This is a genomic window from Frankia sp. Mgl5 (assembly GCF_023242985.1).
Taxonomy (GTDB): Bacteria; Actinomycetota; Actinomycetes; order Frankiales; family Frankiaceae; genus Parafrankia; species Parafrankia soli.
Map to the genome: position 1 here is coordinate 24,758 of NZ_JALKFY010000638.1, position 23,517 is coordinate 48,274.

Consider the following 23,517-nt stretch of genomic DNA (forward strand, 5'->3'; position numbering starts at 1 on the left):
AGTCCGGGCCTGTCAGGCGATACCGGTCAGGGCGAAGGCGTCCAGGTCAGCCCGTACCGCACCGGCGCGGTCCACAGCTCATGCTCCGGCTGGCCCTCGGGCACGACGGGGGCGATCGTCTGCGTCTCCCGATACGCACACGTCCAGCCGTCCACCGACAGCGGCACGGCGAGCACCCAGCCGCGAGCCCGGTCCGCGAGCGCCTGCGCCTGGTCCCGCCGCCGGCCGACCGCGTCCACCTGGATCTGCTGGGTCGCGTCGGTCTCCCCGCCGAGCAGAGGCGGCCCGGACAGCGGCGTGTTGAGCTGGTGCACGACGACGTACGGGTAGGTGACAGTGCCGTAGGTGACGCTGTCGTACACCCGGATCCCACCGGAGACGGCGCGCAGGGCGTCAACGACCGCGGTGGCCATGAGCTGCAGGGGCGCCACCTGGACGGTCACAGTGCCGCCCGGACCATGGCCGTGACCGCCGCGGTGAACCCGGGCGTGGCCGCGTCGAACCCCGGGCCAAACGACGGGTAGGGCGGCTGGTTGTACCGGCGCCCGAGGCTGTCGGTCCCGTTGAACCCGAACTCCAACCGGTTCGCCTGCGGGCTGGCGGACGACACCTCGGCCTGCGCGTGCCCAGGCCCGCGCTCGACCTCGAGGGTGATCCCGGACCGGAACGCATCCGTGATCACGTTGGGTCCGGGCCTCCCGCTGGCCGCCGCCTTGATGGCGGTCTGCAGCTCCGCGCCCTGGCTGGCGACCACCTCGCCGATCCCCACCTCGACCTTCGCCGCGGCGGCGAGGAGCTGCGCGGCGGCGGCATCGGCGCCGAGTACCCGCATGATGATGTTCACCCGTCACCCCCCGGTGGCGTCTGCCTCAGCTCGATCTCCGTCTTCCTGCTGAGTTTGAATGTGCCGCCGGTCGATGCGATCACCCGGAACGTCCAGCCCACCAGGTGCGGATCTCGCACGCATGCTGTGATCTCGACCGTGTCCCCCGGCTGGGGGACATCGGCGGCGACAGGTGTCTTGAGGGTGTACCTGGCCGCCCACTCCCGATCCCCCGCGTCCTCGGTGAGGCTCTGCGTGCTCTGCCCGGACGGGTTCCGCGCGGACACCCCGCACGGCCCGACGTAGATCTCAATCACGTCAGGCACCGGCGGCACCAGCTCGAGCGTGGTCGGGTCGAGCGCGTCGTCACGCACCCCGTCGATCTGCCGAGTGATCCGGCAGGCGTCCGTCATCAGGCTCTCGACCTCGAGCCGTGCGGCCTCGAGGGGCGCGGCGACGTCAACCACTCTGGGCCTCCAGCAGCGCGAGCATCCCGGCCTTGAACATCGCCCCGGGGCTCATCGGCCCGCCGGACGCCTGCTCGGCGGCAAGCGCGGCGTCTTCCAGCGCGGACGGGTTGACCGTAGTCAGCCATGCTCGGATCGCGTCCGGGCCTGCGCTCGTGACGGTGACATCGCCCGAGCCGACGAACTTCCCACCCCGGGCATACGTCAGGTACAGCTGCGGGACGTAGTTCCCGAGCTCGGGGATGTCGACGCTGATCCGGGTGAGGCCGGTCTGCTCGACACCGTCCACGGTCACCCGTGGCTGAACAGGGTTGGTGGCGTCGATCTCGAACTGGCGCACGTCAGCTCCTCTGCTCGGGCGTGATCCAGATAGAGGTATCGGGGTCGTCGTTGTAGTAGGTCGAGGTGTCGCCCTGGGGAACCTCGCCCAGATCGGTCACCTGCTCGGCAGCCACGTCAGAGTCGCGCCCGGACGAAGCAGTCCTTCGCCTCCAGCAGCTTCCGCAGGCCGGCGGTCAGCTCGGGCCCGTCGGGCAGGGTCCGGACCATCTGCTCGGCGAGCTCACCGACGGGCCGGGAGACGTCCTGCAGGTGCGCGGGCAGGTGCGCCCAGGTGAAGAAGCGCAGCAGGCCGAGAGTCCCGGGGTGGCGGCCGTCGAACTCGCCGGGGACGGGGATCGGGGCGGTGGGGTCCTGCTCAGACATTGGTGCTCCTTCGGGTTCGGCGGGCCGCGAGTCGGCGTGCGCGTGCTTCGAGCCGGGCCCGGTACCGGGCCACGGTGGTCCGGACGACCGCCCGGGCGGCGGCCTGGCCGGCCGTGTCCACCGGCGTGGGGTCGACCGGCTCGACGGTGTCGAGCTCGCCGTCGTCGAGCGCGGACTGGTCCGTGATGTCCGGCAGCAAGGTAAACGATCTTTGGCAGTTCGGGTGAGCAATCGGGTGCTCTTCCGCGAGCGCGACCGAGACGACCAGCCCGTCCGCCGTGGGCGGCATGCCGTGGCCGCCGCCGGGCCACGGGCAGCCGAGCCCGTCGGCGACCTGCACCGCGCCGACGCCGTGCGCGCGGGCGGCCTCGAGCGTGCCGGCGTTGTACGCCCTGGCGGTGATGGTGCGGATCAGCATGTCGGCGTACGCCCCGAGCGGCATCCGCGTGCCGTTGGCGTACCGGACGGCGTACACCCCGTCGGCGAGCTGCTCGAGGCGTCGCAGCGCAGGGGCCACGTCGCGGACGCGCACCGCGGCGGCGAGCTGCGGATCGGTGGCGACCGCGCGGAGCATCGCGGCGAGGCTGGTCCGGACCGTGTCGGTGGCGCGCGCGAGGGCCTGGACGAGCTCGTCGGCGACATCGGCCACGACCGCAGCCGGATCGATCCCCGTTTCGGCGACGTCGGGCAGGACTGCCACCGCAGCAGCCGCGCCGCGGGCGGCGACCGCGGGCAGCCGCTCGGCCGCCCACTCGCTGGTGCGCACGCCGATCGCGTCGAGCACGACGTCGACCCCGATGCGGATCTCGGGGTGCTGGCGGCGGGACTGCGCGGCGGTCGGCCGGTCCCGCAGCGCGCGGACGGCGCTGTCGATGACGCGCTGCGCGGCCTCGTAGGCGGCGATCAGCGCGGCGGCGTCGGCGGCGTTCTCGGGTGGCTGCGGCATCAGGGCAGGCTCGCGACCAGGAACCAGCCCTTGGACGCCCAGAACTGCACCCACGTCGCGCGGAGCATGGTCGTCGTCGCGTAGGTGTCCGGGTGCCCGACCTCGACCCAGCTCCCGAGGTCGTTGAGGCTGTCGGGCGGTACTCCGCCGCTGGGTACGGGCATGTCAGACCAGCTCCACGATTCCCCAGACCGACAGCGTGTCGCCCGTCGCCCAGGTGATCGGCGTCGTGGCGTTCACGTCGGTACCACCCGACGTGACGATGATCGACGCCACCGATGTGGCGTTCACCGTCGCGATGCCGTAGTAGATCGCGGTCGGGGACGAGTCGAAAGCTCGCGCGCTACACCGCTGGAGCGTGCCGGTCTCTGCGGTGACGCCGCCGGGTAGGCCGACGGAAACGTTGCCAGTGAACGCGGATGTGGATCCGAACGTGAAGATCGTCCGGAAAGCCATCGTCTTGGCGTCGAGGAGCTTGTACCTGCCGGCCGACGTGCCGTTCCCGACCGTGACGTTGCCGAGGGTGGGGGTGTAGGCGGTCCAGTCCCCGCCGCCGGATGGGTGGACGTGGTCGGCGCGGGAGACGTTCGAGGAGCTGCCCGCCGCGCCGGCTGTGGCGATCGCTCCCGGTGTGGCCGAGGACAGCGCGCCGGTGAGTAGGAGCCCGGTCGTTGGGTGGATGTGGTCCTCGCGAGAGACCGCGGTGGCCACGCCGGGCCCTGCGGTGCCGAGGGCGACGGCGTTGGATGCGCCGAGCGCGCTGGTGAGCAGCAGGCCCGTAGTCGGGTGCACGTGGTCTGTGCGGGAGGTGTCCCCGGACGATCCGGCCGATGCGGACGCGGCGAGCGCGAGCGCGGCCGACCCGGACAGGTTCGAGGTGAGGAGTAGGCCCGTCGTGGGGTGGACGTGGTCCCCGCGGGCCGGGGCGACCGAGCTGCCGGCGGTGGCCGAGCCGAGCGCGGCGGGGCTGGCCGAGGACAGGCCGGACGCGACGAGCAGGTCAGTCGGGCTCCCTCCCGGAGGCGTGTACTGCGCCTGGTTGGAACCGCCGACGGCGAGCAGGCCGTAGTTCCCGGTCAGTGCGCCCATGCGGACCGTCGGCAGTCGCTCGTTGTACTCCCGGTACGGGTTCGTGGTCGAGCCGGCGAGGGTGGTCGTGAACGCCGTGTAGGAGACGTCGCGCATCCACACGTTGGCGGTGGTGAGATCGGCGGTGCCGTAGACCAGCGGAAGCGCCCTGGTCTCGATGGTCCAGCTTCGCTGTTTGAGGCCGTAGACCTGCAGCCGCACCCCATTGTCGATCTTGAAGAACGGCATGCTGTTGCCGAAGTTGGCATCCAACATGTACGAGAACGTGCTGATGACCTGGTGGAACACGACCGAGGTGGTGTTCCCGAACAGGCCGATCAGCCCGGCGAAGTCGGCGTTCGGCTCCAGGCCCTCCAGGTGCAGCCCGTCCACCACGATGTTCTCGACGCTGGACAGTGCGAGCGCCGGATCGGAGAGCTTCGAGTGCTCCACGTTGATCGTCGACATCGTGGTGTCGCTCATGTTGCCGAAGAAGATCCCGCCCTGCGCCTGGTCGCGGCCACCGGACGGGTTGTTGTGCAGGTAGATGTTGTCGAACCGGCTGCCGGTCGAGGTGTTCGTGATGGCGTTGAGGTGGATCGCCCACCCCGTCCAGCCGAGCACCTCGATATCCCGGAACGAGCAGGACGCCAGGTAGGTGGAGCCGAGCGTGGTGGCGAGACCGATGCCCTTGTAGGCGCCAAGGATCGTGACCCGCTCGATCCTCGTCTTGAACGCGTTGTGCAGGCGGATCGCGATCGCCGCCGTGTTCCCGACCACCTGTGAGGTCTGGTAGCGGATCCGCATGTCGACCACGCCGTTGTACCCGGACACCAGCGTGACGATCGGGATGTTCGACCCGGTGCACGTGATCGTGGTCCCGCCGATGTCGCTGTCGCCGACGAGCACGACCCCGTTGGGGACGTCGAGCGTGCCGCTGATCTGGTAGTCGTGCGGGCCCAGCCGGACGCTGCCGCCGCCGGACTCGTCCCGCTCGGTGATCGCCGCCTGGATCGTGGCGAGCATGTCGCCGGCCGCCCACGGCACCACCACGCCGTACGTGTCCATCCGGGAGACGACGTCCGCCACGTCGACGGTGAGCGCGTCGATCCGGTCGTCCACCCTGGCGTACACGGCGGTTGGCACCCCGCCGGCTACGATCACGTACAACGTGTCCGTGCCATCGGCCGGGCCCTGCCACAGCGGCAGGCGGCTGTAGGCGTCGACGACCAGCGGATGTCCGACGTCGACCGGGTCGCCGTTGGCGTGCAGACAGTCCGCGGCGATCGTCCCGGCAGGGTCGGTGTAGACCGCCACAGCCATGCCCGCAGGGACGGGCCGGAACGACTCGTCCAACGTCTGATAGGTCAGCCGGTCACCGCTGTCAGGGAAGATCCGGCGGGCCATCGGTCAGCGCCTCCAACGGGACATGTCAGGGGGGATCACCCGCGCCCCACCGGGCGCACCGGGCGGGACGGGAAGGTCGGAGAGAGCAGCCTCGAGGCCGGCGCGGCTACCGCCGATGGTCTGCGCGTACTCGCCCGGGATGCTGATGCTGTCGGGCTGGTTGTTGAACGTCGCAAGCTGGACCTGTACTTGCTCGCGGACCGCATACCCGATGTCCCCGAGGCGGGCGAGCCGTGCCTCAAGGGTGGGTTCGTTGAAGGTGCTGCCGAGGTAGGTCTCAGCGAACGCACGCTGGTCGGCGGTCAGCGCCACCGGTCACCCCTCTCGGCGGGTGTGATCCCGCCGCCCGGCGTGCGGGCCGGGCGGCGGGAGATCTACGGGGCCGGTCAGCCCAGCCGGGTACGGGCCTCGGTGATCGCGACCTGCTCGGCCGGGGTGGCACGCTGCCGGGCGCCGACGTAGGCGATGACGCCGTCACCGGACACCAGCCCGCCACCACTGCGGCGGGTACCCGACGCGGTCAGGGAGGCGTTCGCGACCCTGCGGCCGGTACGGGTGCCGGATGCCGCGCGGAGCTGGTTCGCGTCACCCTGGGCCAGGCCCCGGCCACGACGCCCCGGCCTGCTACGAGTGGCCATGTCAGGCCCCCTCGTCGTCGCGGTGGACCCGGGACACGTCGGGGCCGCCGCCGTAATCGAGGCCGACCCGGGCCGCGTCGTCCGGCGTCGGCCAGGTGGCCCGGACGTCGAACGCCGAGTCAGGCAGGCCGGCCGCAGCTTCGGCGGGCGGGTCTCCGGCTTCCGGGTAGGACGGGCCGTACCACTGCCCGCCGGCCCCGTCCTCGTCGCGGATGTAGACGTTGGCCGCGAGCTTCCGCCGGGCCCGGGATGGGGTGGTGGGCTTGCTGCTGGTCGCCATGCTCAGACCTCCGTCAGCTCGTGACCGTGGCGAGGAACGTCAGGTCGGGGTTCGCGATCCACGGGAACCCGACGCCGGCGACCTTGGTCCAGATCGCGACCGGGTCGGTGGTCTTGTCGACGACCACGGCCAGGCCGGGGGCGTCCGGACCGGCGATGGTCCCGGCTTCGACGAGCTCGAGGGACTCGGCCGTGGGCCCGACAAAGAAGTTCCCGAGCGGCTCGTCGGCAGGCGGCACGAACAGGATCTTGTTCGCGTTCGTGAGCCGGGTCTTCGTCCCGGCGCGGCGGGTCTGCGAGTCGAACGTGATCAGCGGCGGCAGACCGTAGCTGGCCAGCGCGGACTGCAGGCCGTCGATCGTGACCCGCGCCGGCCCACCGGACGGCATCTGGAGCACGCTCTTGATCTGGTTGTTGACCAGCAGGCCACCGAGCACCTTGGACGTGGCGATGATCCCGGCGGGGGCCACACCCACATCGGTGATGTAGGTCTCCTGCCAGGTCAGCAGGTCATCGATCGGCGTGGCCGTCGCAGCGTTCGCCGAGGTCCACAGGGTGGAAGCGGTGACAGTGTGCCCACCGGCCCGGCCGTAGGACACGGTTTGGATCACCCGGTCCGTGGTCTCGGTCATGGTGATCGCCGCGTCCCACAGGGCGTCGGCACGCAGCCGCGCCCACCGGGCGGCGATGCTGCGGGCGTGCCGCTCGGCGTCCCGGTAGATCGCGTCGATGATGACCTGCGCGTCGCCACCGACCCGGCCGAGACCGACGGCCTTGATCCGCTCCTCCTCGCCGACCCGCGACTTCCGGGAGATGGGCGGGATCTCGAAGCTGACCCGACGGGCACCCTGACGGCCGACGATCTGAGACTCCGTGTCCCAGGCTCGGATCACCGCTTCGTCTTCGTCGGTGAGGTCGGCCATGACCGCGCGGAGGTCGACCTCGACGGTCATCTGGGTGGGGAGGAGCTGCGAGAGCAGACCCCACTGGTTCCGCTCGGCTTCGATGAAGACGCCGCGGGCGTAGCCGGTGACTTCGGCGAGATCGACCAGGTCGTGAAGGATCGCCATGGGTCACAGCACCTTGAAGTGGGAGAGGAACTGGATGACTGCGGCCTCTACGGCGGAGACGGCGGTGAGGTCCGTCGGGAACGTGGTCGCGACGGAGTCGAGCGCACCGGGCGTGGTCGCGGAGCTGCCGGTGCCCTGGGGGACCTTAGCCGCGACGATCGCGCCACGCCACAGCAGCGCAGCCGGGGAGTCGGCGCCGGCGGTGACGAGGCCGCCGTTGGTCAGGTCGATCGTGGCCAGTAGGAACCCGACGGGAAGCTGTGTGCCGTCCGAGGCATCGCTTTTGTAGGGCCCGTACTTGCCGCTGGCGGTGACCTTGCCGAGCACGGTGCCGGATCGCACGATCAGCCCCGGGAACGGGGTGCTGCCGAACAGGCTGTAGTCCAGCGTGATCGAGATGGGGTATTGGGTGCCGTCAGCGGAGCGGAGCCAGGAGTGGTCCTCGGGCTTGCTGAACGTCTGACTGTTGGGGTTGAGGTTCAACGGTCCCTCCGGGACGCGGTAGATGGTCATCGCGTCCCGCATGCGGAGGGCGGGTCCTCAGTCCCAGCTCAGGCCCTGGGTGGCCGTGTCCCGATCAGAGTAGCTGATCAGGTGCGACGGTAGTCGAACACGGGTCGGGTGCCTTCGAGGGTCATGCCGGCGGGCCGCTTCTCGGCGGCCTGCTGGGCACGGGCGATGCCGGCAGCGATGCCTCCCCCGCCACCCTGCCCACCACCGCGCGGGCCGGGCCCGGGGTCACCGGCGGCGCCACCAGCCGCGGCACGCTGACCGAACAGGCCGGGGAACTGCGTCTTCACGCCGGCGACCGCCGCGGCGATGGTGGCCGTGTCCGCGCCCGGCTCGGCGTCGACCAGGCGGGCCACACGGGCGAGCGCGGTGTCCCGGTCGGCTTCCGCTTCGGGGAGGGCGACACCGGCGACGAGTAGGGCGCGCTCAACAGCGGCGGCATGCCGGGCCTGTGTGGCTTCGGCGCGGGCGGTGTCCGCGTCTCGTAGGGCCTGCTCTCGGGCTTCGGTCGCGCGCTGGATCTCGCTCTTGTCGGCGTCGGCGCGCTGCTGGTGCGCCTTGATGATGTCGGCGGCTTCGGTGACGGACACGCCGAGCTGGTCGGCGAACGCCTGCTCGGCCGCCTTCCGACCCTGGGCCTTCTCGCGGGCGGCGATGCGGTCGAGGTCGGCCTGGGTGAACGTGCGGCCCGCGTCGCTGCTGCCGGCGGCGGTGCCCTGGTCGGTGCCGGTGCTCTGGTCGTCGGTCACTTCTGCTGCGCTCCCTTGTCCGCACTCTGCGGGGGCTGGTTGGTGGCCGGCCCGGGCTGACCGGGCGGTGTCTGCTGCGGAGGCATGCCAGGTGCGGGCATGCCCTGCGGGGGCTCAGGGGGCGGGCCGGACAGGTCAGGCAGGTCGCCGCTGTGCAGCAGCTCCCGCACCGCTTCCTCATCGCCGGTGGCGTCGAGCAGGCGGAGCGCCGCGGCGTAGTCCTGGCGGCGGATGAGCCGGACCATCTCCTGAGCGTCGTCGACGTCGAACCCGGCGCCGATGAGGATCCCGGCGGCGAGCTCGAGCGGGACGAGCGGTGTGTCTCCGGGCCCACCGATGAGCTTGCGGACGAGGTCGACGGCGGCCGCCTTGTCCTGCGGGAGGAACGAGCCGAACGCCAGCTGTGCGGGGACGTCGACTGCGGGGACGCCTTTGGCCCCGCCGGCGAGGGACATGCGGCGCTGGAAGGTGTAGAGGAGCTCGTACTTGTCGCCGCGGGCGAGCCGCATCTCTTCGATCATCGGGCCGAGCGGGCCCATGCCGAGCGCGAGCGTGATCCCGGATGGGACGTCGGACGGGGCGACCTTGCCGAGGAGCGCGGCCGGGGTCCGTGCGTTGACGGACATGCGGTCTTCGAGCCGCTCGGACTGTTTGATCAGCGCGTCGAGTGAGCGGCTGGTGTCGATGATGGTGGCAGCGCCGTCGCCGACCTCGAGGACTTCGCCGGGGGCGTAGGCCAGGCGCTCCCCTCCGAGACTGGCACCGGAGACGATGACGACGGGTTTCGCGGCGGTGGCGCCGGCGGCTTGGATGTCGGTGTCGGTCTGACTCAGGTCGTCGAGGACCTGCGCGACGGCGCTGATGGTGGGTTCGCCCCAGCCGTCGCCGTCGTCGATCGTGTTGGTGATCGACACGACCGGCACGAAGTCGATGCCGAGGTCACGGTCCCTGACGAGGCCGTCGTCGTCAGCACGGTAGGTCGCGGTGTCCGGGTCGAGGTCGTCGATGGTCTGCCCGCGGGCGCGGTCCAGGGTGAACGTGGCGTCGGTGAGGTAGCAGATCTTTCGGGTCGGCTGGTCACGCCACGGGTAGGTGCGCTCGGCGCCGTCGTCTGCGTCGCGCAGATCCCACGTGATCCGCCGGATGATCGTCCGGTTCTGCGGGTCGTCGATCTGCCAGGCGATGTGCACCCGGGACGGGAACTCTTCGTCGTCGTCGCGCCAGGCAGGGAAGTACATGCCCGGGTCGTAATCGCGCAGCCGGACCCGGGTGGCGGTCGGATCCCAGCCGAGGGTGTAGATCCCGTTGCCGAGCTTGACGGCGCGCCGCTCGGTGCGGTGGAGCTTGAGCGGGCCGCGTTCGGCTTTCCACCAGTCCCGGTACCAAGTCTGCGCTGCTTCGAGCTGGGCGCGTGTGGCGTCGGTGTCGTCGTCCCCGGTGGGCTTCTTCTCCGCACCAGGGACGATGATCGTCTGCTTGTCGCCGAGGACTGCGGCCATGACGACCCGGTTGAGGAGGTGGGCGTCTCCGTACTCGCGGACGTCGCTGACCTCGCCGCCGAGGGCTTCGCGGAAGCGGCGGGCGGTGTTGCGGTCGTACGCCTCGAGGAGGTGGTAGCCGGTGAGGCGGCGGTGGTTTTCTTCGCCGGTCCACAGCGGTGGGCGCCAGGCGGCGGACTTGGGGGCGGCGAGTCCGTCGCCCATCGCCTGCTTGAAACCGAGGAAGGACCAGACGTCGAGGATCAGTTCCTTGACGATCCCCACGCGCGCGGCCTCCCGGGTTGCTGTCCGTCTGCGGATGATCGTAGCGTAACCCTAAACCTGGGCTTTAACGCCCGATACACTTCCATTATCGGGCCCCAGAACGGCGGTTATCCACAGGTTACGGACACGTGGCGTTCCGGAACGTGACGGTTCAGCGGGACGCGAGACGCCGGTCCCCGACCTTGCTCTTGCGCACCTGATGCCCGAGTCGGAGCACCCATGAGATGCCCGTCACAACGGCGTCCATCCGGTCGGGGCTGCTGTCCTTGTCTCCCACCCACGAACACATTTGATCTTCAAGGTCGGCATGCTCGCCGTGGTGCCACACCCGACCCGCCTCGTACAAAGCGGCGATCGGCTCGGCACGGATCCGTTTCCCGTCCCGGGCGTGCACCCGCACCACGGCAGGCATCGACATGCCGCGGGTCCGCCGTTCCTTCTCCAGCGCCTGCCATGCGGTGCGGAGCACGAACGCTGTCATCTGCCCACCCTGGTTGTCCTCGACGACGAGCGCGTCGGCCTGGTGGTCGATGGCGGCGAGGCAGGCCGCGCGTCCCCATCCGGCGGGGGTGTCGTGGCAGGTCCGGTCGGCGAGCACGAACGCGTCGTCTCGCCGGTCGCCGGTGCCGCGGGCGGTGACGACGATGCCGGTGTCGTCCGCATCGTCCCCGTCGGTGATCGCAGGGTCGACGGACACGGCGACCACGCCGAGCGTGCCCATGTCGGCTTCGTTGCACCAGCGGAACCACGCCCGTTTGAACACCGCTCCTTCCGGCGCTGCGGGCCGCTGCTGGTACAGCGCGTTCCACGACCGGCCACCGAGGGACTTCCGGGTACGCAGGTCTGCGGCCAGGTCGTACCGCTCCGGCCACAGCGGCTCACCGCGCGGCCGGCCGAGCAGGTCATCATCGCGCTCGGCGAGCTCGGGGAGGGTGAGCACCCGCCACTCGTCGGCCTCGCGGGCCAGGATCCGGCCACCAAGATCATCTTCGTGCCAGCGTGTCTGGATCAGTACCACGGCGGCACCGGGGTGCAGTCGGGTACTGGCTACGTCGGTGAACCACTCCCACGTCGACTTACGGATCGTCGGGCTGTCTGCGTCCTTCCGGTCTTTCACCGGGTCGTCGATGATCAGGAGGTCTGCGCCCTTACCGGTCAGTCCACCGCCGATGCCGACCGCGACCAGTCCGCCGTCCTGCCCGTCGATGTCCAGCCGGTTCGCCGCGCGGGAACCCGGGCGCAGCTTGATGCCGTGGTCACCGCTGGCGAGCTCGTCTCGGATCCACCGGCCGTGCTCCTCCGCCAGACCGGCCGCGTACGAGGCGATGACGACCCGGCGTTCGGGGAAGCGGCGCAGATACCAGAGCGCACCCCACCGCGCGGCCCGTCTCGACTTTCCTCTTCGAGGTGGCATGAAGAGGGCTACCCGGTCTGTGCGCCTTTCGGCGATGTCGACGAACGCGGAGTCGATGAGGTCGAGGTGACGAGCCTGCATCTCCCTGCCGCGGGTGATCCGTGCGGCAAGGGCCCCGGGTGACGGGTCTTCCGTCTTGGGGCGCTCCTGCTCGGCGGCGTCGACCTGGGCGCGGAGTTCCCGTTCCCGGCGGAGCAGGTCCAGGCGCCGCTCAAGCAGACTGGTCGGCTCGGTCATTCGCGGCCAACTGGGCCTCCAGGCCGGCGATCTCGGATTCGATCTGCCCGATCGTCCGTACCTCGGATTTGGTCGGGGCGTCCAGACCGAGGAGCCGAGCGCGCCGCTCCTCAATCCTGACGATCATCCCGATGGCGGCCAGCGTCGGCCCGTCGTCGCGGACGGGCACGCCATCGTGGAGCACGACCTTGCCCTGGGAGACATGGATGTGCTCCCGGGCGAGAACCTCATGGGCGGTGACGAGTAGGCCGTCGAGCCGCTCTGACTGCTGCGCCCGCGCCTCGTGCACGGCCTCTGCCGGGATGGCGGCCAGGGCGTGTTGCCAGATCTGGTGTGCGCGCTGCCGGGTGATCCCGTACCGGTCGCCGATCGTGGCAAACGGCATGCCTTGGTTGCGGAGCCGGAGGATCTCGTCGGCGCGTCGCTGGCCTTCCTCGCTCATCGCCACCGTGCACCTCCGGCCTGCTGGTCCGTCAACGATCCATGGTCAATATTGACATGGCCAGGTCAGGCGTGGTCTCCGTCCGGGTCGATGCCGAGCATCCGGGCGAGGTGGCCGAGCACGGCGTCCTCCGGTGCGATGCAGGCAGTGCCGAGTGTGGCTCCGTCACTGGATGCCCAGTCGAGGAGTTGCCGGGCGCCGGCGCAGAGCGTGAGGACGGCGGCCGGGTCCCAGGTGGCGATGTGGTTGGGCCTACCGGACCCGACTGTTACCTCAGCGACCGGTATGAGCTCTCCACGTGGGGATGCCCACCAGATGTCGCCTTTAGCTGCGATCCAGTGGGCGCGCGGGTCTGCGTCGAAGTCGTAGGGACGGCCGTGGATCATGCCGATGGCGAGTTCGGCGTCACGTTCGAGCTGGTCGACCCGTTCGAGGATCGCCGCGCGCAGGTCGGTCACAGCAGGCCGTCCCGGACGTCGCGGTACACGCTGTCGATGATCACCTGTCGCGGGTTCGGGTGCACCGGGGCCAGGGCGGGGGCGCGCTGTCGGTAGAGGTCCCAGCGCCGTTCGACTTCGGTGGCGGCCGCGGTCATGTGCTTGCTGTCGGCGGTGCCGCTGATGCTCATGAGGCGCATCCAGGCGGCGGCTTCGTTGAGCTGGTCGGCTACGGCTTGGCGGGCTGTGGGGCTGGAAAGTGCGGCGCGCAGGTCAGGCATCGGTCTTCTCCTTGGTGGGCGTCCGGCCGTGGGCGCGCATCCATTCTTCGACGTCTTCGGCGAGCCAGATCTTGCCGACTTTCAGTGTGTCGACGGGGTCAGGGAAGCCGAGCTTGGGGTCCTTGATGATCGCGTGGACGCGGGCGGCGCCGACTCCTAGCGCGGTGGCGATTTCGCCTGCGGCCATGAGGCGTAGGGGCTTGGTCATGAGTCCAGTCTAGTGGACGAACTGTCTCCTTGTCTGTTGGTCACATGTTGTGGTGGATAGGTAGACCACAAGACAGGTCGTCTACTACTGTCCTAGGTGTCAGCACGACGGACCACACCACGGGGAGCCGAAATGACCGCCACCACCGCTCACACCACCTGCGGTCGCTGCGGTCGGGCGCTCCGTACCGCCGAGTCTGTCGCCCGCGGCTTCGGCCCCACCTGCGCACGCAAGGCGGCCATCGAGGCCACGCACAGCGCGACGCAGGTCGCGGACGCGGTCGAGCTGGTCGAGCTCGGCGGCGTCATCCCGCTGCGCGGCCGCCGCGTGTGGCTGACGGTCGGGCACCGCGGCGAGGTCTACCGGACCGCGGTGACCGGGCAATGCAACTGCCCGGCCGGGCTGGTCGGTCGTCGCTGCTACCACGCGGCGGCGGTGGCTCTGCGGGTCGGTGGCCGGCGGCCTGTCCGCCGGGTCGCGGTCCCGATGCCGACCGTCGCCTACGTCGCTGCTGCCTGACCGGCCCGGCCACCGATCCCCACCACGAGAGGACATGATCATGCGCGAGCACCTCGTTGAGATCTACCGCCAGACGCTGACCGCGGCGCTTGCTACTGGGGGGCGTCGCTACGACTGGGAGGCCGCCCGGGACACGGTGGTGGTGATGACCGACGAGCAGCTGATCCGGTTGATCGGGATGGCCGGTGAGCTGTACCAGCTCGCCGCCTGACGTCCCGCCTCGACTTGCCCCCGCCGTGCGCGGGGGCTTCGTCGTGTCCGGGTCAGGCGGCCCAGTTCCACACTTTGCTGATGATGGTGTCGAGGTCGTCAGGGTTGATCATCCAGCCGTGTCGGGTCCACTGTGCGGGGAGGAGCTGGCCTTCGATCAGCGCGACGATGACGCGGGGTGCGACTCGGACGCGTAGTGCTGCGTTGCCGAGTGTGAGCTGGTTTCGGTTCATGTGTCCCCCCGGACGTGGCTGTGTTCGCTGGTGTGGTAGGGGAGCTTCCGTCCTGGTGGGGGGGGCTGTCAGGTGGGGTTGCCGGGTGTTGTTGGGGTGTTGCCGTGTGGCGTCGCGTGGCTGTCCGGGGCGAGTGTTTGCCCGGGGTCAGTCGCTCGGGCTGGTCTCGGCCGGCACGCCGGCGCGGTCGAGGTGGGCGATCAGCTCGGCGGGGCCGATCTTGCGCTGGTCTGGGTTTACGTACCGCCACCGGTCGCGGGCGAGCTGCCGTACCCGTTCCACGGCCGCCTCGGCGTTGCGTGCGCGTACGCCGTACTGGTTGGCTTGGTCGCCGCAGCAGCTGGTGGATTCGATCCACAGCAGCTCGTCGGCGCGCTTCTCGGCTGCCTGGGCGAGCTGGTAGGCGGCTTGCCGTTCTACCTCGGCCTGACGGACGTGCCCCTTCAGGTCGGCGACCCGGGCGCGGAGCTGGTGCACCTTGGCCTCGGCGGAGTCGTTGCGGTATTGGTCGGCCGGCTGGAGGTAGGAGCCGATGCCGATGCCGAGATCGGCGGCGGCTTCGGCCAGCGCGGTTGTGAGGCTGTGGTACATGCCGCGGGGGATCTCGTCGGTGGCGATGACGACCACCACGGGCTCGCGCGGCTCAGGTGTCGGCACGGGTGGCCTCCTCGGCGGGCGTGACGCACCGGTCCAGGTCGGGCTGGTAGTGCTCGGTGCCGTGGGTGCAGGCGGGCCGGTAGGGGTGCGAGCTCAGGTAGGCCCAGTGGTAGCGGGCTTCGGTTGTGTGGGTGGGACAGACGGCGCTGTTCTGTCCGTCGGGGCTCCAGATGATGTGGCTGGTGGCGGCGGCTCCGCAGGGTCCGGGTCCTATCCAGCGGCTGCAGACGGCGGGTGGTGCTTCTTCGCCGGGGCGGACCTGTGGCGGGGTGGCGGTGCTCATGGCTCCAGCACTCCCAGCGCGGCGCCGCACCGGCACCGCTGGACCCACGTGCGGCTGAGCCCGGCGGGTGTGGCGGTGAGGGCGGCGGCCGGGTGGGTGCCGTCGCACACGGGCGTGGCTGCGGGTGCTGGCCGTGGGCGGCGGACACGGGCGACGAAGGCGATCACACGGGCCTCGCGAGGAGCCGGCACCCGATGGTGGTCATGTTCCGGTTGCGCACCGCCCGGTACGTGACGAGCAGATCGCCGCGGGACGGCATGCCCACGGCGAGCATGTGCGAGACGACATAGAGCACGCCTTCCTGCTGTGGGGGCAGGTCGGTGACGTGGCTGTACTCGACGAGCTCGATCTGGAGGGTTCCGAGTCCGTCGATCTCGTAGGGCTGGCTGCCGAGGTCGATCTCACCGATGCGGGCGGGTGGTCCGTCGGGTGCGGGGATGACGTGTCGGGTCCACTGGTCGATGTCGTGCTCGTCGATCTGGTCGGGGGTGTCGGACCACATGAGGCGGATGTCGTGCGGGGTGCAGTTCGCAATCTTGTGCATGGGTCAGGTCCGTTCCGTCGTGTCGAGCGCGTCCAGCACCTCGGCGGCCATGCGCCGCCAGATGCCGGACGTGGTGGGCAGGCAGGTCAGGAAGGCTCGCAGGTCTTCCCGTGCCCACCGTCCGGGCTGGCTGGCCAGGACCTCGTGCCAGCAAGGTCCGTACTGCCAGCGCAGCCGGTCCCGCGCGGCGGCGGGCGGGTTGTCGCGGTGGGCGGGGCACCAGTGCTCCCCGCGGGACGGGTCCGTGGTCCATCCGGTGGCGCTGGCCTTGCCCTCCATGACGGCTGCGGCGTCGTAGGTGGCGTCGCATCCGGGGTGGTCGCAGGCGCGGATGGTGCCCTCGGTGGCGCTCACGGCTGTCCGTCCTGCCACTTGGTGGTGATCACGCGGCGCCAGATGTGGCGGATCGGGAAGCCGTTCATCGTCGTCCGGTCGCATGGGGTTGTCCTGGGCGCGCGGGTGTCGAGGTCCCAGCAGTGGTGGATGTCGTCGCGGTCGCCGTACTGCTCACGGCCGGGAAAGTCGCCGAGGACGTGGCCCCACTCGATGCGCTCTTCGGCGATCGGTTCGGGCTGCGGGGCCGGGGTGTCGACGGGGCGGAGGTGGGCGCGGCCGGTCACAGGATGCCTGCCCCTCGGGCGATGGCGACGAGCACGATGCCGGCGGCGGCCAGGTAGACGGCCGTGCCGAACAGGCCGACGCCGGTGCGTAGCTCGCCGGTGCTCGACTCGGCGACCAGGGCGGTCTGGTCGCAGTCGCAGGCGACGGTGACGGTGGCGCCGGGGGTGGTGCAGATCCCCCACGCCAGGGCGGCTTGTACTTGGGCGTCGACGGCGCCGAGTGCCTCGTCGGTGGGTGCGGTGAGGGTGACGGCGAGGGTGTGCTCAGGCACGGCGCTCCGCCTCCGTTTCGGGGACGTGGCCGAGCCAGCGGAGCAGGGCGCGGCGGACGTCGGCGGGGATCTCGTCGGGGCTGACCCGGTGGCCCTGCGGGTCGCCGGGGGTGATCGCGGACCACTGGATGGTGATCTCGGCGGCGGTGAGTTCGCCGGTGCTGGTGTCGGTGTAGGTGCGGACGCCTTCGACGCGCAGTTCAGCCACGCCCGTCTCCCTCGGCGCTGGTCTCGGCCGGGGCGGGCTCCGGGCGGCGGACGGTCAGCTCCTGGTCGGCCTCGTAGTCCAGCCGCCATCCCTCCTCGGTGCGGAGGGTGGTGACGGTGGTGGCCGTGTGCACGGTGCGCCAGGCGCCGGCGTACTCGATGCGGTCGCCGGGGCGGAGCTGGTCCGCGCGGACGGTGGTCTCCTGCTCAGGCACTGGTCTGCTCCTCGCTGGTCTCGGCCGGGCGGAGCTTGCCGCTGGCGATGTCGGCGGCGATCTTCGTGTGTTCGGCGCGGGCGGTCATCTCGCTGCCGATGTTGTGGCCGACCCACCGGCAGGTGTCGCAGCGCCAGCTGACGCGGAGCCACTGGTCACGGCTGATCTCGATGTCGTGGTCGGCGTCGGTGGTGTCAGGCACTGGTCTGCTCCTCGCTGGCGGCCAGGGCGTCCGCGCCCGGCCAGCCGCAGGTGTCGCACGGCAGTTCCGCGTGGATCACTGGGCAGGCCATCCACGCCCGTTCGAGTTCGGCGCGGGTGGTCGTGTCGTCCGTGGTGGCCTGCGGGATCTCGACCCAGCCCGGGATCCGGAGGAGGCCCTTGTCGTCCGGGACGGGGACCTCGGTCCAGCCGATGCCGTCCACGTCGCCGTCGTATGCGACCTGCCACCAGCGGTCGCCGTCGGTGGCCCAGACGGTGATGAACGGCCAGGGGGTGTGCGCGGCGTACAGGGCGGCGCGGGTGACGGGCCCGTCCTGGTCGTCGAGGCCGTCGGCGGCCTGCTGCCGGGCGCGCTCCTGCTCCATCACGTGCAGGTAGTCGGCGGTGCGACTGGCGACCTGGTGGGCGAGGTCGTGGGCGTCCAGCTCGGCGATGATCTCCCGGGCGAGGGCCTGGCCGTAGGGCTCGCTGGCCGGTTCGCGGCGGTGCATCTCGATGGCGGCGTCGATGACGTCGATCTCGGACGCGATCGTGGCGACCGCGGCGGCCAACCCGACGTGGGCGTAGTTGGCGGCGAACGAGCCGGCGACGGTGACGGTGGCGGTCACATCTCGGGGGGCTGCGGCGGTGGCTGGGTTGCTGGTCTGGGTCTGGTCGGTCACGGGGTCTCGGTCTCCTCGGTGGTGTCGGGGTTGTCGTCGGGGCACCAGCAGGGGCCGTCGTCGCCGTCGTGGAGTGGGCACCAGTCGCCGGGTTCATTGCGGTCGGCGTACTGCCAGTGCGGCACGACGGGGCCGCCGTGCCGCCCAGCTGCCCCGTGGGCGGCTTCTCCGGCGTCGCTGGTGTCTTCGGGTGGGAATGCGGCTTGCGTGGCGTTACGGGCCTCCCAGCGCTTCCATGCGCGGCGGGCGGCCCGGTTGCCGTCGGCCTTCGGCTCGGCGGCGGGTGCGATGCGGACGCGGCGGACGGTGCGCCGGCCGCTGCCCGGCAGACCCCGGCTCACCGGGACGCCATCGCCGCGCGGCGCAGTTCGGCGGTGCCCAGCGGGGTCAGCTCCGCGCGGTTCGGTGCGTGGCCGCGCGACCAGCCGGCTTCGTCGCCGTCGGCTTCGGCGACCCACCACAGGTCGGCGGTGGTGTCGTGGGCCCAGACGGTGGCGTCACCGAAGACGTCGCCGTGGATGTACAGGTCTGCGCGGATCGGCGCGGGGTCGGTCATCGGTTTGCTCCTTGGTAGCTGGTGCAGCCGCAGTCGCGCACCCCGCAGTGGGCGGCGCTGGGGTTGCGGTGGCGGTGGACGGTGGTGCTGTGGTCGCAGCCCTCGCGACCACAGCGGGTGCCGAGCGGGGCGAGGAGGTCGCGGAGCCGGCGGAGGGCGGCGTCCCGGGTGCGCTCGTCGGCGGGTGGCGGTGGCGGGAGCTTCCGTGGGACGTAGCCGGGCGGCGGGCCCATCTGGTGCTCGTCGCGGCCGGTCATGCCGACGGCCCTTCGGGTGCCCGCTCGGGATCCGTGAGACGGATCGCCCGGCCGACCCACCGTGCGAGAGCGCAGGTCCCGTCGAGAGTGATCGTGGAGCCGGCGAGGAACCGCGAGACCGTGGAGACCGACATGCCGGTTTCGCGGGCGACCTGGCGGAGCGATGCGCCGGTGAGGTCCATCCGGAGCTGGACGGCGCGGGCGAGCTGGTCGAGGAGCGTGTCCGCGTTCGGGTCGGAGTGGTGCGCGCTCATGGCTGGTCCACGCGGGTGATGCCGGCGGGCAGCTCGGGCTGGCAGCCGGGGCACCGCGGCTCGCCGACGGCCGGGTTGATCACGCGGTGCCCGCAGCCTGCGCAGGGCGCCCAGTCGGGGCGGCGCTCGGCGGGCTCGGCCTCGAGGGCTGGTGCCGGGGTGGCCGCGGGCTCCGGGGCTGGGCGCTTCCGGTGCTGGGCGGCCTGGGCGCAGGTCGCGAAGTGCGACGTCCAGCGCGGGCCCTCGAGCGGCGTGCCGACGGCGTGCACGGTGGCGATGACAGGCGCGGCTTCCCGGAGGATGGCGGCACCGCCGGAAAGGGTGACGTTCCCGTCGGGAGTGGGCTCGGCGTCGATCGGGATGGCCTTGCCGGTCTCGGTGCGGGCCCATCGGATCTTGGCCTGGCACGACCGGCAGCGGGACGTGGCAATGGTGGTCATGCGCCACAGCTCCCGAATCGATCAAGGTAATAATATTTTCCGGCCGTCGCGGTCATGCGGTCTGGCCTGCACTTTCGGTGGCGGGTTTCATAAATCCGACCGGGCCCGAGGGCTTGATCGACAGCGGGCGGTGGTCGCGGATCAGTCCGATCGGGGTGGGCCGGGCCGGGAGTGCGTCCCGTGCGGCAGCGGCACCGCGCTGGTTGCGGTTTGCCTGCTCGTTGCGTTCGGCCTCGAGGCGTGCCGCGTGGACCCGCTGGCGGGCTTCGAGCCGGCGTCGGCGGGTTTCGGACGGCGGGATGTGGATCAGTTCGCCGGTCTCGAGGTTCACCTGGGTCGAGCTGCCGTCGGGCACGTTGGCCGGGTCCCAGACGGCGGCGCTGGCGACGAACGGGCGGGGCCGGTCGTGCGGGCCGGGCAGGGGGGCGTCGAGCGGGTCGAAGTCGTCCGCGCTCCCGAAGGTGGCCATCAGGCGGCCTCGCTCTCGCGGGTCTCGGGCCGGGGCCGCCACGTCGTCGGCTTGCGGACGGCGCGCTCGGCGCCTGCGCGGTCGTCGGCCATGCGGGCGGCGAGCTGGTCGAGCCAGGCGGCGTAGTCGTCCTCGTCCGTGAGCTGGTAGATCCGCTTCCGGGGCTTGGTCGGGGTGGTGTTCGCGGCCCAGCGGGTCAGCTCAACCGCGGCATCGGTGGCGGCGGCGGTCATGACAGCCACCCGGCCAGGTCGAGCTCGAAGAGGTGGACCGTCATGAGGTCCTTGACCTCGTCGAACGTGAGGTCGACCAGCCGGCGGCGCAGGTACTTCTGCGCGTAGAAGTCGACGATCTCCGGGCCCACGAAGTGCGTGGCCTGGTGGAACGCGAGCTCGTCGGCGGCGATCTCTTCGGGGCTCACTGCTGGGCCGCCATCATCGATTCGAGGGCACGGAGCGCGGCCTGCTTGGTCGCCTCGGAGCTGACGGCCTCGCCGCTACCGGGATGGCGGGCGATCTCCAGCCGGGCGATACGGAGCGCCTCGTCCGGGTCCTGCTCGGCGCCGTAGTCGCGGAGCTTGTGGCGCAGCGCGGCCTGCCCGAACCGGCTTTCGATCCGGGCGTTGCGGGGCAGGAGCCACCGGGCGTCGTCGCCGAGTTCGGCGATCACCTGGTCGAGCCGTGCCGTGCTGTCGCCGCGGGCGGCGCGGAGCTCGGCGGCCCGCTCGAAGGTCTCGGCGTCCTCCGGGTCGGGGACGGCTTCGAGTGCCGGACGGGGTGCCGGAGGAAGCGCGGTGACCTCGCGGCGAGCGGTGAGGATGCCGCCGGGGGCGAGGGCACGCTGTTCGAAGGCGGCGACCTGCGCCCGGTAGGCGTCACGCCAGTCGTAGCGGTTGATGTTGATCGCGTTCTCGATGCCGCCAACGGCTTTGATCGTTGCCTCGGTGGCCGGGTGGATCTTCGGTCGGCTGTCCGGGTCGGGCTGGCACCCGGGCCGGGCGCGCTGGTACCAGTTCCACAGCTCGATGGCCTGGGTCTGCGCCGTGGCCGTGTCGGGCGGGAGAACTCCGGCGCTGGCGGCGCCGTACCGGCGGACATCCGCCGGTGTGATCCACCGGCTTTCGGTGGCGTAGTAGGTGTGCACGGCGTCGGTGGCGACGCGGGTGGGGATCTCCTGCATCTGGACGGCCCAGACGGCGAAGACGACCTTCTGCCGGTCCTTGGACCCGAACCCGGGCGAGTAGGCGTCGATCAGTTCGAGGAGCTCGACGAGGTCGGTGTCGTTCATGCCGTCCGTCCTTCGACGATCTTGTCGGCGGGGAAGGGGAAAACGCTGGTCTGCGTGTAGGGGTCCGCGTTCGGCGGCGGGGTGGTGCCGTTCTTGGCTGCGAGGTCGGCGCGGAGTTCGGCCCATCCGGCTTGGCGTTCGGCGGCGGCGCTCACGGGTCGGGCCTGCTGCCCGCCGGACCGGCTGCCGCCGAACCGCGGCGAGTTCAGGACCCAGGTGATCCACGCCCGGTCCCAGACCTCCCAGCGGGTGCCCTTGCCGATGTGGTGGTTCTTGAAGTGCTCGAACATGTCTTCGACCGCAGCGGGAGGAACGCCCTTCTTGATCGCGTAGTTGCGGCGGCCGTCGGTGAGCGCGAAGTCCTCGGGCATCCGGGTGGCGCGGGCTGCCTGCTCGGCCTTGGTGCGGCGGGGCCGCTTCGGCTTCGGGGTCGGCACCGGCGGTGCCGCGGGGGGCTCGTCGGGAAGCAGCGAGGTCTGACCGTCGTCGTCCGCCGTGTGTGTCTCGGCGTGCTCGCGCGCCATAGACGGTTCAAAGGACGGTTCAACAGGACGGTTCAAGGGTGGTTCATTCCTTATAAGGGGCGGCGTCCCCGGGGACAGGTCACTTACGTCCCCGGGGACAGGGGTGGGGGTGTCCCCGGGGACAGGGGTGGGGTGACCCTGGGGACAGGTCAAATCGTCCGGAGAGGTGTCCCCGGGGACAGGGGTGTCCTCTGCGTCAGGGGTGGCTGCGGCCTCTTCGGCTTTCTTCTGCGCGGTCCGTTCCCGGCTGGCCTTCCGGCCCTTTCGCTGCGCGAGCTTCTCCGGCTTGTTCGGGTCACGGCGCTTCTCCAGCGCGAGCGTGTAGACCTTCGGCCGCTTGCCCTCGGGGAGGTGGTCGACCAGCTCCTGCTCGCCCATGCGGATCAGCCCGAGGTCGAGGAGGTCGTCGAGGTCCCACGCGATGGACCGTTCGGTCTTGCGGGCGTACCGGGCGAGGGTCTTGACCTTCGGGTAGGCGCCGCGGCCGTCGGGGCCGGCGTGGTTGGCGAGGCCCATCAGGGTCATGGCCAGGGACGCGGGGACTTCGGGTGCGTCGTTGAGCACCCAGTTCATCGCTTCGATGCTCACTCGACGCCACCGATGGTGACGGAGTCGACGTCGGCGCGTCTGCGGACGCGTCGGCATGGCAGAATCGGCATTGCACCGCTCTTTCTGAGTCGCATCAAAGGGGTGGTGCTGCGCGTCACCCGACGGGAATCGGGATGGCGCATCGCCGCGAGGCGGGTTCCCACCGGGCAGGCTCTAACTGCCCGGTGGGACACCTCGAAGACTTCCAACAGCTTACCCCGTACGGGGTCATTCCCGGCGTGCACCCGTGTTCCTTCCTGTGAACTCCGGCCCGCACACCGGCACCATCCCAACACCAGCCCTACCAGCCTGTTCGGGCACCGGAACCTGGCATTTAATGGCATTCCAAATACCCGGGGATGTACAACACCTGGGTCATTTCTCGATATCCCCCGAGTAGTCGTCAGGCCACCTCCGCCCGTTCCTCGGCCAGCCGGCGCAGGTATTCCGCCGGCCCCGTACGGGCCCGCTGACGCCGCGGGCGGGGCCCCGGGCTGCGGCGGTCCCGCTCGTACGCGGCCAGCTCCCGCTCGAGCAGCTCCCGGCGGGCCGCCTGCACCTCCGGCGTGTCCGCCCAGGCCGCCACCGCCGCCGCCAGCGCGGCCTCCCGGTTCCGGGCCCGCTGCGACCGCTGCCGGTTCCGCTCCCGACGGCACACCCGGGTGTCGTGCCACCACGTCAACTCCGGACGGCGATGCCCACCCGGCTCCACCGGCTCGGGACACGCCCCGCACGGCTGCGCCACGAACGCGGTCCGTCCCCGCGGCCGGCCATGCCCCGGCACCCGCCAGCCCGCCGCCAGCGCCGCGCCCAGCTCCCGGTCGAGCACGGCGAACCGCTCGTCGGGGGTGCGTCCGGGCGCGTCGGCGAGGGCCTGGCCCACGCGACCCAGCGCAGCCGCGGTCACGCCGCACCGGCCATGAGGACCCGGCCAACATGCTCGGCGACCTGCGGCACCACCGCGTTCCCCAGCCGCCCTACTCGACGTCCGTCCAGCCCTCCGGGAACCCCATCAGCCACTCGACGGCCTCGGGAGCAGGCCGCCACGAACCGG

The 23,517-nt window shown here is 71.1% G+C and carries 44 protein-coding genes; 2 read left to right on the plus strand and 42 right to left on the minus strand.

What is annotated here, in order from left to right:
* Nucleotides 1–26: 26 nt before the first annotated feature.
* From MXD62_RS19395 to MXD62_RS19490, 20 genes are all read right to left on the minus strand, one after another.
* Complete coding sequence (locus tag MXD62_RS19395; RefSeq protein WP_248830930.1) at nucleotides 27–443, minus strand: DUF3168 domain-containing protein; 417 nt, start codon at nucleotides 441–443, stop codon at nucleotides 27–29.
* Entirely contained in the window at nucleotides 440–844 is a 405-nt protein-coding gene (locus tag MXD62_RS19400) for a hypothetical protein (RefSeq protein ID WP_248830931.1), read from the minus strand. The genes MXD62_RS19395 and MXD62_RS19400 overlap by 4 nt, the downstream gene beginning before the upstream one ends.
* A complete protein-coding gene (locus MXD62_RS19405) occupies nucleotides 841–1,290 on the minus strand; it encodes a DUF6093 family protein (RefSeq protein WP_248830932.1) in 450 nt (149 codons plus the stop codon). The genes MXD62_RS19400 and MXD62_RS19405 overlap by 4 nt, the downstream gene beginning before the upstream one ends.
* A complete protein-coding gene (locus tag MXD62_RS19410) occupies nucleotides 1,283–1,630 on the minus strand; it encodes a hypothetical protein (RefSeq protein WP_248830933.1) in 348 nt (115 codons plus the stop codon). Before MXD62_RS19410 ends, MXD62_RS19405 begins: the two co-directional genes overlap by 8 nt.
* A gap of 116 nt (nucleotides 1,631–1,746) precedes the next feature.
* Nucleotides 1,747–1,995 carry a hypothetical protein gene (locus tag MXD62_RS19415; protein WP_248830934.1) on the minus strand — a complete coding sequence of 83 codons (249 nt, stop codon included), beginning with the start codon at nucleotides 1,993–1,995 and terminating at the stop codon, nucleotides 1,747–1,749.
* Entirely contained in the window at nucleotides 1,988–2,941 is a 954-nt protein-coding gene (locus MXD62_RS19420; protein WP_248830935.1) for a hypothetical protein, read from the minus strand. The genes MXD62_RS19415 and MXD62_RS19420 overlap by 8 nt, the downstream gene beginning before the upstream one ends.
* Nucleotides 2,941–3,105: a hypothetical protein gene (locus MXD62_RS19425; protein WP_248830936.1), complete on the minus strand. Its 165-nt coding sequence runs from the start codon at nucleotides 3,103–3,105 to the stop codon at nucleotides 2,941–2,943. Before MXD62_RS19425 ends, MXD62_RS19420 begins: the two co-directional genes overlap by 1 nt.
* A gap of 1 nt (nucleotide 3,106) precedes the next feature.
* Nucleotides 3,107–5,416 (minus strand): hypothetical protein, encoded by a 2,310-nt coding sequence (locus MXD62_RS19430; RefSeq protein ID WP_248830937.1) that lies wholly within the window; start codon nucleotides 5,414–5,416, stop codon nucleotides 3,107–3,109.
* Nucleotides 5,417–5,419: 3 nt separating this feature from the next.
* On the minus strand, nucleotides 5,420–5,728 hold the full coding sequence (locus tag MXD62_RS19435) for a hypothetical protein (protein WP_248830938.1): 309 nt from the start codon (nucleotides 5,726–5,728) through the stop codon (nucleotides 5,420–5,422).
* Between the two features lie 74 nt (nucleotides 5,729–5,802).
* Complete coding sequence (locus tag MXD62_RS19440) at nucleotides 5,803–6,054, minus strand: hypothetical protein (RefSeq protein ID WP_248830939.1); 252 nt, start codon at nucleotides 6,052–6,054, stop codon at nucleotides 5,803–5,805.
* A 1-nt stretch (nucleotide 6,055) separates the two neighbouring features.
* On the minus strand, nucleotides 6,056–6,334 hold the full coding sequence (locus tag MXD62_RS19445; protein ID WP_248830940.1) for a hypothetical protein: 279 nt from the start codon (nucleotides 6,332–6,334) through the stop codon (nucleotides 6,056–6,058).
* 13 nt (nucleotides 6,335–6,347) lie between these two features.
* On the minus strand, nucleotides 6,348–7,403 hold the full coding sequence (locus tag MXD62_RS19450; RefSeq protein WP_248830941.1) for a major capsid protein: 1,056 nt from the start codon (nucleotides 7,401–7,403) through the stop codon (nucleotides 6,348–6,350).
* 3 nt (nucleotides 7,404–7,406) lie between these two features.
* Nucleotides 7,407–7,928 carry a head decoration protein gene (locus MXD62_RS19455; protein ID WP_248830942.1) on the minus strand — a complete coding sequence of 174 codons (522 nt, stop codon included), beginning with the start codon at nucleotides 7,926–7,928 and terminating at the stop codon, nucleotides 7,407–7,409.
* Nucleotides 7,929–7,993: 65 nt separating this feature from the next.
* Nucleotides 7,994–8,662 carry a hypothetical protein gene (locus tag MXD62_RS19460; RefSeq protein ID WP_248830943.1) on the minus strand — a complete coding sequence of 223 codons (669 nt, stop codon included), beginning with the start codon at nucleotides 8,660–8,662 and terminating at the stop codon, nucleotides 7,994–7,996.
* Nucleotides 8,659–10,425, minus strand: coding sequence for a hypothetical protein (locus tag MXD62_RS19465; protein ID WP_248830944.1), 1,767 nt, complete (start codon nucleotides 10,423–10,425; stop codon nucleotides 8,659–8,661). The genes MXD62_RS19460 and MXD62_RS19465 overlap by 4 nt, the downstream gene beginning before the upstream one ends.
* Nucleotides 10,426–10,576: 151 nt before the next feature.
* On the minus strand, nucleotides 10,577–12,076 hold the full coding sequence (locus MXD62_RS19470; RefSeq protein ID WP_248830945.1) for a terminase family protein: 1,500 nt from the start codon (nucleotides 12,074–12,076) through the stop codon (nucleotides 10,577–10,579).
* Nucleotides 12,051–12,524: a hypothetical protein gene (locus MXD62_RS19475; protein ID WP_248830946.1), complete on the minus strand. Its 474-nt coding sequence runs from the start codon at nucleotides 12,522–12,524 to the stop codon at nucleotides 12,051–12,053. Before MXD62_RS19475 ends, MXD62_RS19470 begins: the two co-directional genes overlap by 26 nt.
* 59 nt (nucleotides 12,525–12,583) lie before the next feature.
* Nucleotides 12,584–12,976 carry a hypothetical protein gene (locus tag MXD62_RS19480; RefSeq protein WP_248830947.1) on the minus strand — a complete coding sequence of 131 codons (393 nt, stop codon included), beginning with the start codon at nucleotides 12,974–12,976 and terminating at the stop codon, nucleotides 12,584–12,586.
* Nucleotides 12,973–13,236 carry a hypothetical protein gene (locus MXD62_RS19485; protein WP_248830948.1) on the minus strand — a complete coding sequence of 88 codons (264 nt, stop codon included), beginning with the start codon at nucleotides 13,234–13,236 and terminating at the stop codon, nucleotides 12,973–12,975. Before MXD62_RS19485 ends, MXD62_RS19480 begins: the two co-directional genes overlap by 4 nt.
* Nucleotides 13,229–13,444, minus strand: coding sequence for a DNA-binding protein (locus MXD62_RS19490; RefSeq protein ID WP_248830949.1), 216 nt, complete (start codon nucleotides 13,442–13,444; stop codon nucleotides 13,229–13,231). Before MXD62_RS19490 ends, MXD62_RS19485 begins: the two co-directional genes overlap by 8 nt.
* Nucleotides 13,445–13,576: 132 nt before the next feature.
* On the opposite strand from MXD62_RS19490, the gene MXD62_RS19495 reads away from it, so the two are divergent.
* Together MXD62_RS19495 and MXD62_RS19500 are read left to right on the plus strand one after the other, a co-directional pair.
* A complete protein-coding gene (locus MXD62_RS19495) occupies nucleotides 13,577–13,963 on the plus strand; it encodes a DUF6011 domain-containing protein (RefSeq protein ID WP_248830950.1) in 387 nt (128 codons plus the stop codon).
* 40 nt (nucleotides 13,964–14,003) lie between these two features.
* A complete protein-coding gene (locus tag MXD62_RS19500; RefSeq protein WP_248830951.1) occupies nucleotides 14,004–14,174 on the plus strand; it encodes a hypothetical protein in 171 nt (56 codons plus the stop codon).
* Between the two features lie 52 nt (nucleotides 14,175–14,226).
* Here the strand turns inward: MXD62_RS19500 and MXD62_RS19505 are convergent, their stop codons facing one another.
* The 22 genes from MXD62_RS19505 to MXD62_RS19610 all read right to left on the minus strand — a co-directional run bounded on the left by MXD62_RS19505 (nucleotide 14,227) and on the right by MXD62_RS19610 (nucleotide 23,370).
* Nucleotides 14,227–14,406: a hypothetical protein gene (locus tag MXD62_RS19505; RefSeq protein ID WP_248830952.1), complete on the minus strand. Its 180-nt coding sequence runs from the start codon at nucleotides 14,404–14,406 to the stop codon at nucleotides 14,227–14,229.
* Between the two features lie 147 nt (nucleotides 14,407–14,553).
* Nucleotides 14,554–15,063, minus strand: coding sequence for a hypothetical protein (locus tag MXD62_RS19510; RefSeq protein ID WP_248830953.1), 510 nt, complete (start codon nucleotides 15,061–15,063; stop codon nucleotides 14,554–14,556).
* A complete protein-coding gene (locus MXD62_RS19515) occupies nucleotides 15,050–15,346 on the minus strand; it encodes a hypothetical protein (RefSeq protein ID WP_248830954.1) in 297 nt (98 codons plus the stop codon). The genes MXD62_RS19510 and MXD62_RS19515 overlap by 14 nt, the downstream gene beginning before the upstream one ends.
* Nucleotides 15,347–15,509: 163 nt before the next feature.
* Entirely contained in the window at nucleotides 15,510–15,890 is a 381-nt protein-coding gene (locus tag MXD62_RS19520) for a hypothetical protein (protein ID WP_248830955.1), read from the minus strand.
* 3 nt (nucleotides 15,891–15,893) lie between these two features.
* Entirely contained in the window at nucleotides 15,894–16,244 is a 351-nt protein-coding gene (locus MXD62_RS19525; protein ID WP_248830956.1) for a hypothetical protein, read from the minus strand.
* A complete protein-coding gene (locus MXD62_RS19530; RefSeq protein ID WP_248830957.1) occupies nucleotides 16,241–16,510 on the minus strand; it encodes a hypothetical protein in 270 nt (89 codons plus the stop codon). Before MXD62_RS19530 ends, MXD62_RS19525 begins: the two co-directional genes overlap by 4 nt.
* Entirely contained in the window at nucleotides 16,507–16,782 is a 276-nt protein-coding gene (locus MXD62_RS19535; protein WP_248830958.1) for a hypothetical protein, read from the minus strand. The genes MXD62_RS19530 and MXD62_RS19535 overlap by 4 nt, the downstream gene beginning before the upstream one ends.
* Nucleotides 16,775–16,990 carry a hypothetical protein gene (locus MXD62_RS19540; RefSeq protein ID WP_248830959.1) on the minus strand — a complete coding sequence of 72 codons (216 nt, stop codon included), beginning with the start codon at nucleotides 16,988–16,990 and terminating at the stop codon, nucleotides 16,775–16,777. Before MXD62_RS19540 ends, MXD62_RS19535 begins: the two co-directional genes overlap by 8 nt.
* The gene (locus MXD62_RS19545) at nucleotides 16,983–17,204 is read right to left on the minus strand and encodes a hypothetical protein (protein ID WP_248830960.1); all 222 of its coding nucleotides are present in this window, start codon (nucleotides 17,202–17,204) and stop codon (nucleotides 16,983–16,985) included. Before MXD62_RS19545 ends, MXD62_RS19540 begins: the two co-directional genes overlap by 8 nt.
* A complete protein-coding gene (locus tag MXD62_RS19550; RefSeq protein WP_248830961.1) occupies nucleotides 17,197–17,406 on the minus strand; it encodes a hypothetical protein in 210 nt (69 codons plus the stop codon). Before MXD62_RS19550 ends, MXD62_RS19545 begins: the two co-directional genes overlap by 8 nt.
* Entirely contained in the window at nucleotides 17,399–18,088 is a 690-nt protein-coding gene (locus MXD62_RS19555) for a hypothetical protein (RefSeq protein WP_248830962.1), read from the minus strand. Before MXD62_RS19555 ends, MXD62_RS19550 begins: the two co-directional genes overlap by 8 nt.
* Nucleotides 18,085–18,429: a hypothetical protein gene (locus MXD62_RS19560; RefSeq protein WP_248830963.1), complete on the minus strand. Its 345-nt coding sequence runs from the start codon at nucleotides 18,427–18,429 to the stop codon at nucleotides 18,085–18,087. Before MXD62_RS19560 ends, MXD62_RS19555 begins: the two co-directional genes overlap by 4 nt.
* Nucleotides 18,426–18,644 carry a hypothetical protein gene (locus MXD62_RS19565; protein ID WP_248830964.1) on the minus strand — a complete coding sequence of 73 codons (219 nt, stop codon included), beginning with the start codon at nucleotides 18,642–18,644 and terminating at the stop codon, nucleotides 18,426–18,428. Before MXD62_RS19565 ends, MXD62_RS19560 begins: the two co-directional genes overlap by 4 nt.
* Entirely contained in the window at nucleotides 18,641–18,901 is a 261-nt protein-coding gene (locus MXD62_RS19570; protein ID WP_248830965.1) for a hypothetical protein, read from the minus strand. The genes MXD62_RS19565 and MXD62_RS19570 overlap by 4 nt, the downstream gene beginning before the upstream one ends.
* Nucleotides 18,898–19,155, minus strand: a complete 258-nt coding sequence (locus tag MXD62_RS19575) for a helix-turn-helix domain-containing protein (RefSeq protein ID WP_248830966.1) — start codon at nucleotides 19,153–19,155, stop codon at nucleotides 18,898–18,900. The genes MXD62_RS19570 and MXD62_RS19575 overlap by 4 nt, the downstream gene beginning before the upstream one ends.
* Nucleotides 19,152–19,595, minus strand: coding sequence for a hypothetical protein (locus tag MXD62_RS19580; RefSeq protein ID WP_248830967.1), 444 nt, complete (start codon nucleotides 19,593–19,595; stop codon nucleotides 19,152–19,154). The genes MXD62_RS19575 and MXD62_RS19580 overlap by 4 nt, the downstream gene beginning before the upstream one ends.
* 52 nt (nucleotides 19,596–19,647) lie before the next feature.
* A complete protein-coding gene (locus tag MXD62_RS19585) occupies nucleotides 19,648–20,064 on the minus strand; it encodes a hypothetical protein (protein ID WP_248830968.1) in 417 nt (138 codons plus the stop codon).
* Nucleotides 20,064–20,297, minus strand: coding sequence for a hypothetical protein (locus tag MXD62_RS19590; RefSeq protein ID WP_248830969.1), 234 nt, complete (start codon nucleotides 20,295–20,297; stop codon nucleotides 20,064–20,066). The genes MXD62_RS19585 and MXD62_RS19590 overlap by 1 nt, the downstream gene beginning before the upstream one ends.
* Complete coding sequence (locus MXD62_RS19595) at nucleotides 20,294–20,485, minus strand: hypothetical protein (protein ID WP_248830970.1); 192 nt, start codon at nucleotides 20,483–20,485, stop codon at nucleotides 20,294–20,296. Before MXD62_RS19595 ends, MXD62_RS19590 begins: the two co-directional genes overlap by 4 nt.
* Nucleotides 20,482–21,351, minus strand: a complete 870-nt coding sequence (locus MXD62_RS19600) for a hypothetical protein (protein ID WP_248830971.1) — start codon at nucleotides 21,349–21,351, stop codon at nucleotides 20,482–20,484. Before MXD62_RS19600 ends, MXD62_RS19595 begins: the two co-directional genes overlap by 4 nt.
* Nucleotides 21,348–22,463 (minus strand): hypothetical protein, encoded by a 1,116-nt coding sequence (locus MXD62_RS19605; protein WP_248830972.1) that lies wholly within the window; start codon nucleotides 22,461–22,463, stop codon nucleotides 21,348–21,350. The genes MXD62_RS19600 and MXD62_RS19605 overlap by 4 nt, the downstream gene beginning before the upstream one ends.
* A gap of 403 nt (nucleotides 22,464–22,866) precedes the next feature.
* On the minus strand, nucleotides 22,867–23,370 hold the full coding sequence (locus MXD62_RS19610) for a hypothetical protein (RefSeq protein WP_248830973.1): 504 nt from the start codon (nucleotides 23,368–23,370) through the stop codon (nucleotides 22,867–22,869).
* Nucleotides 23,371–23,517 lie beyond the last annotated feature (147 nt).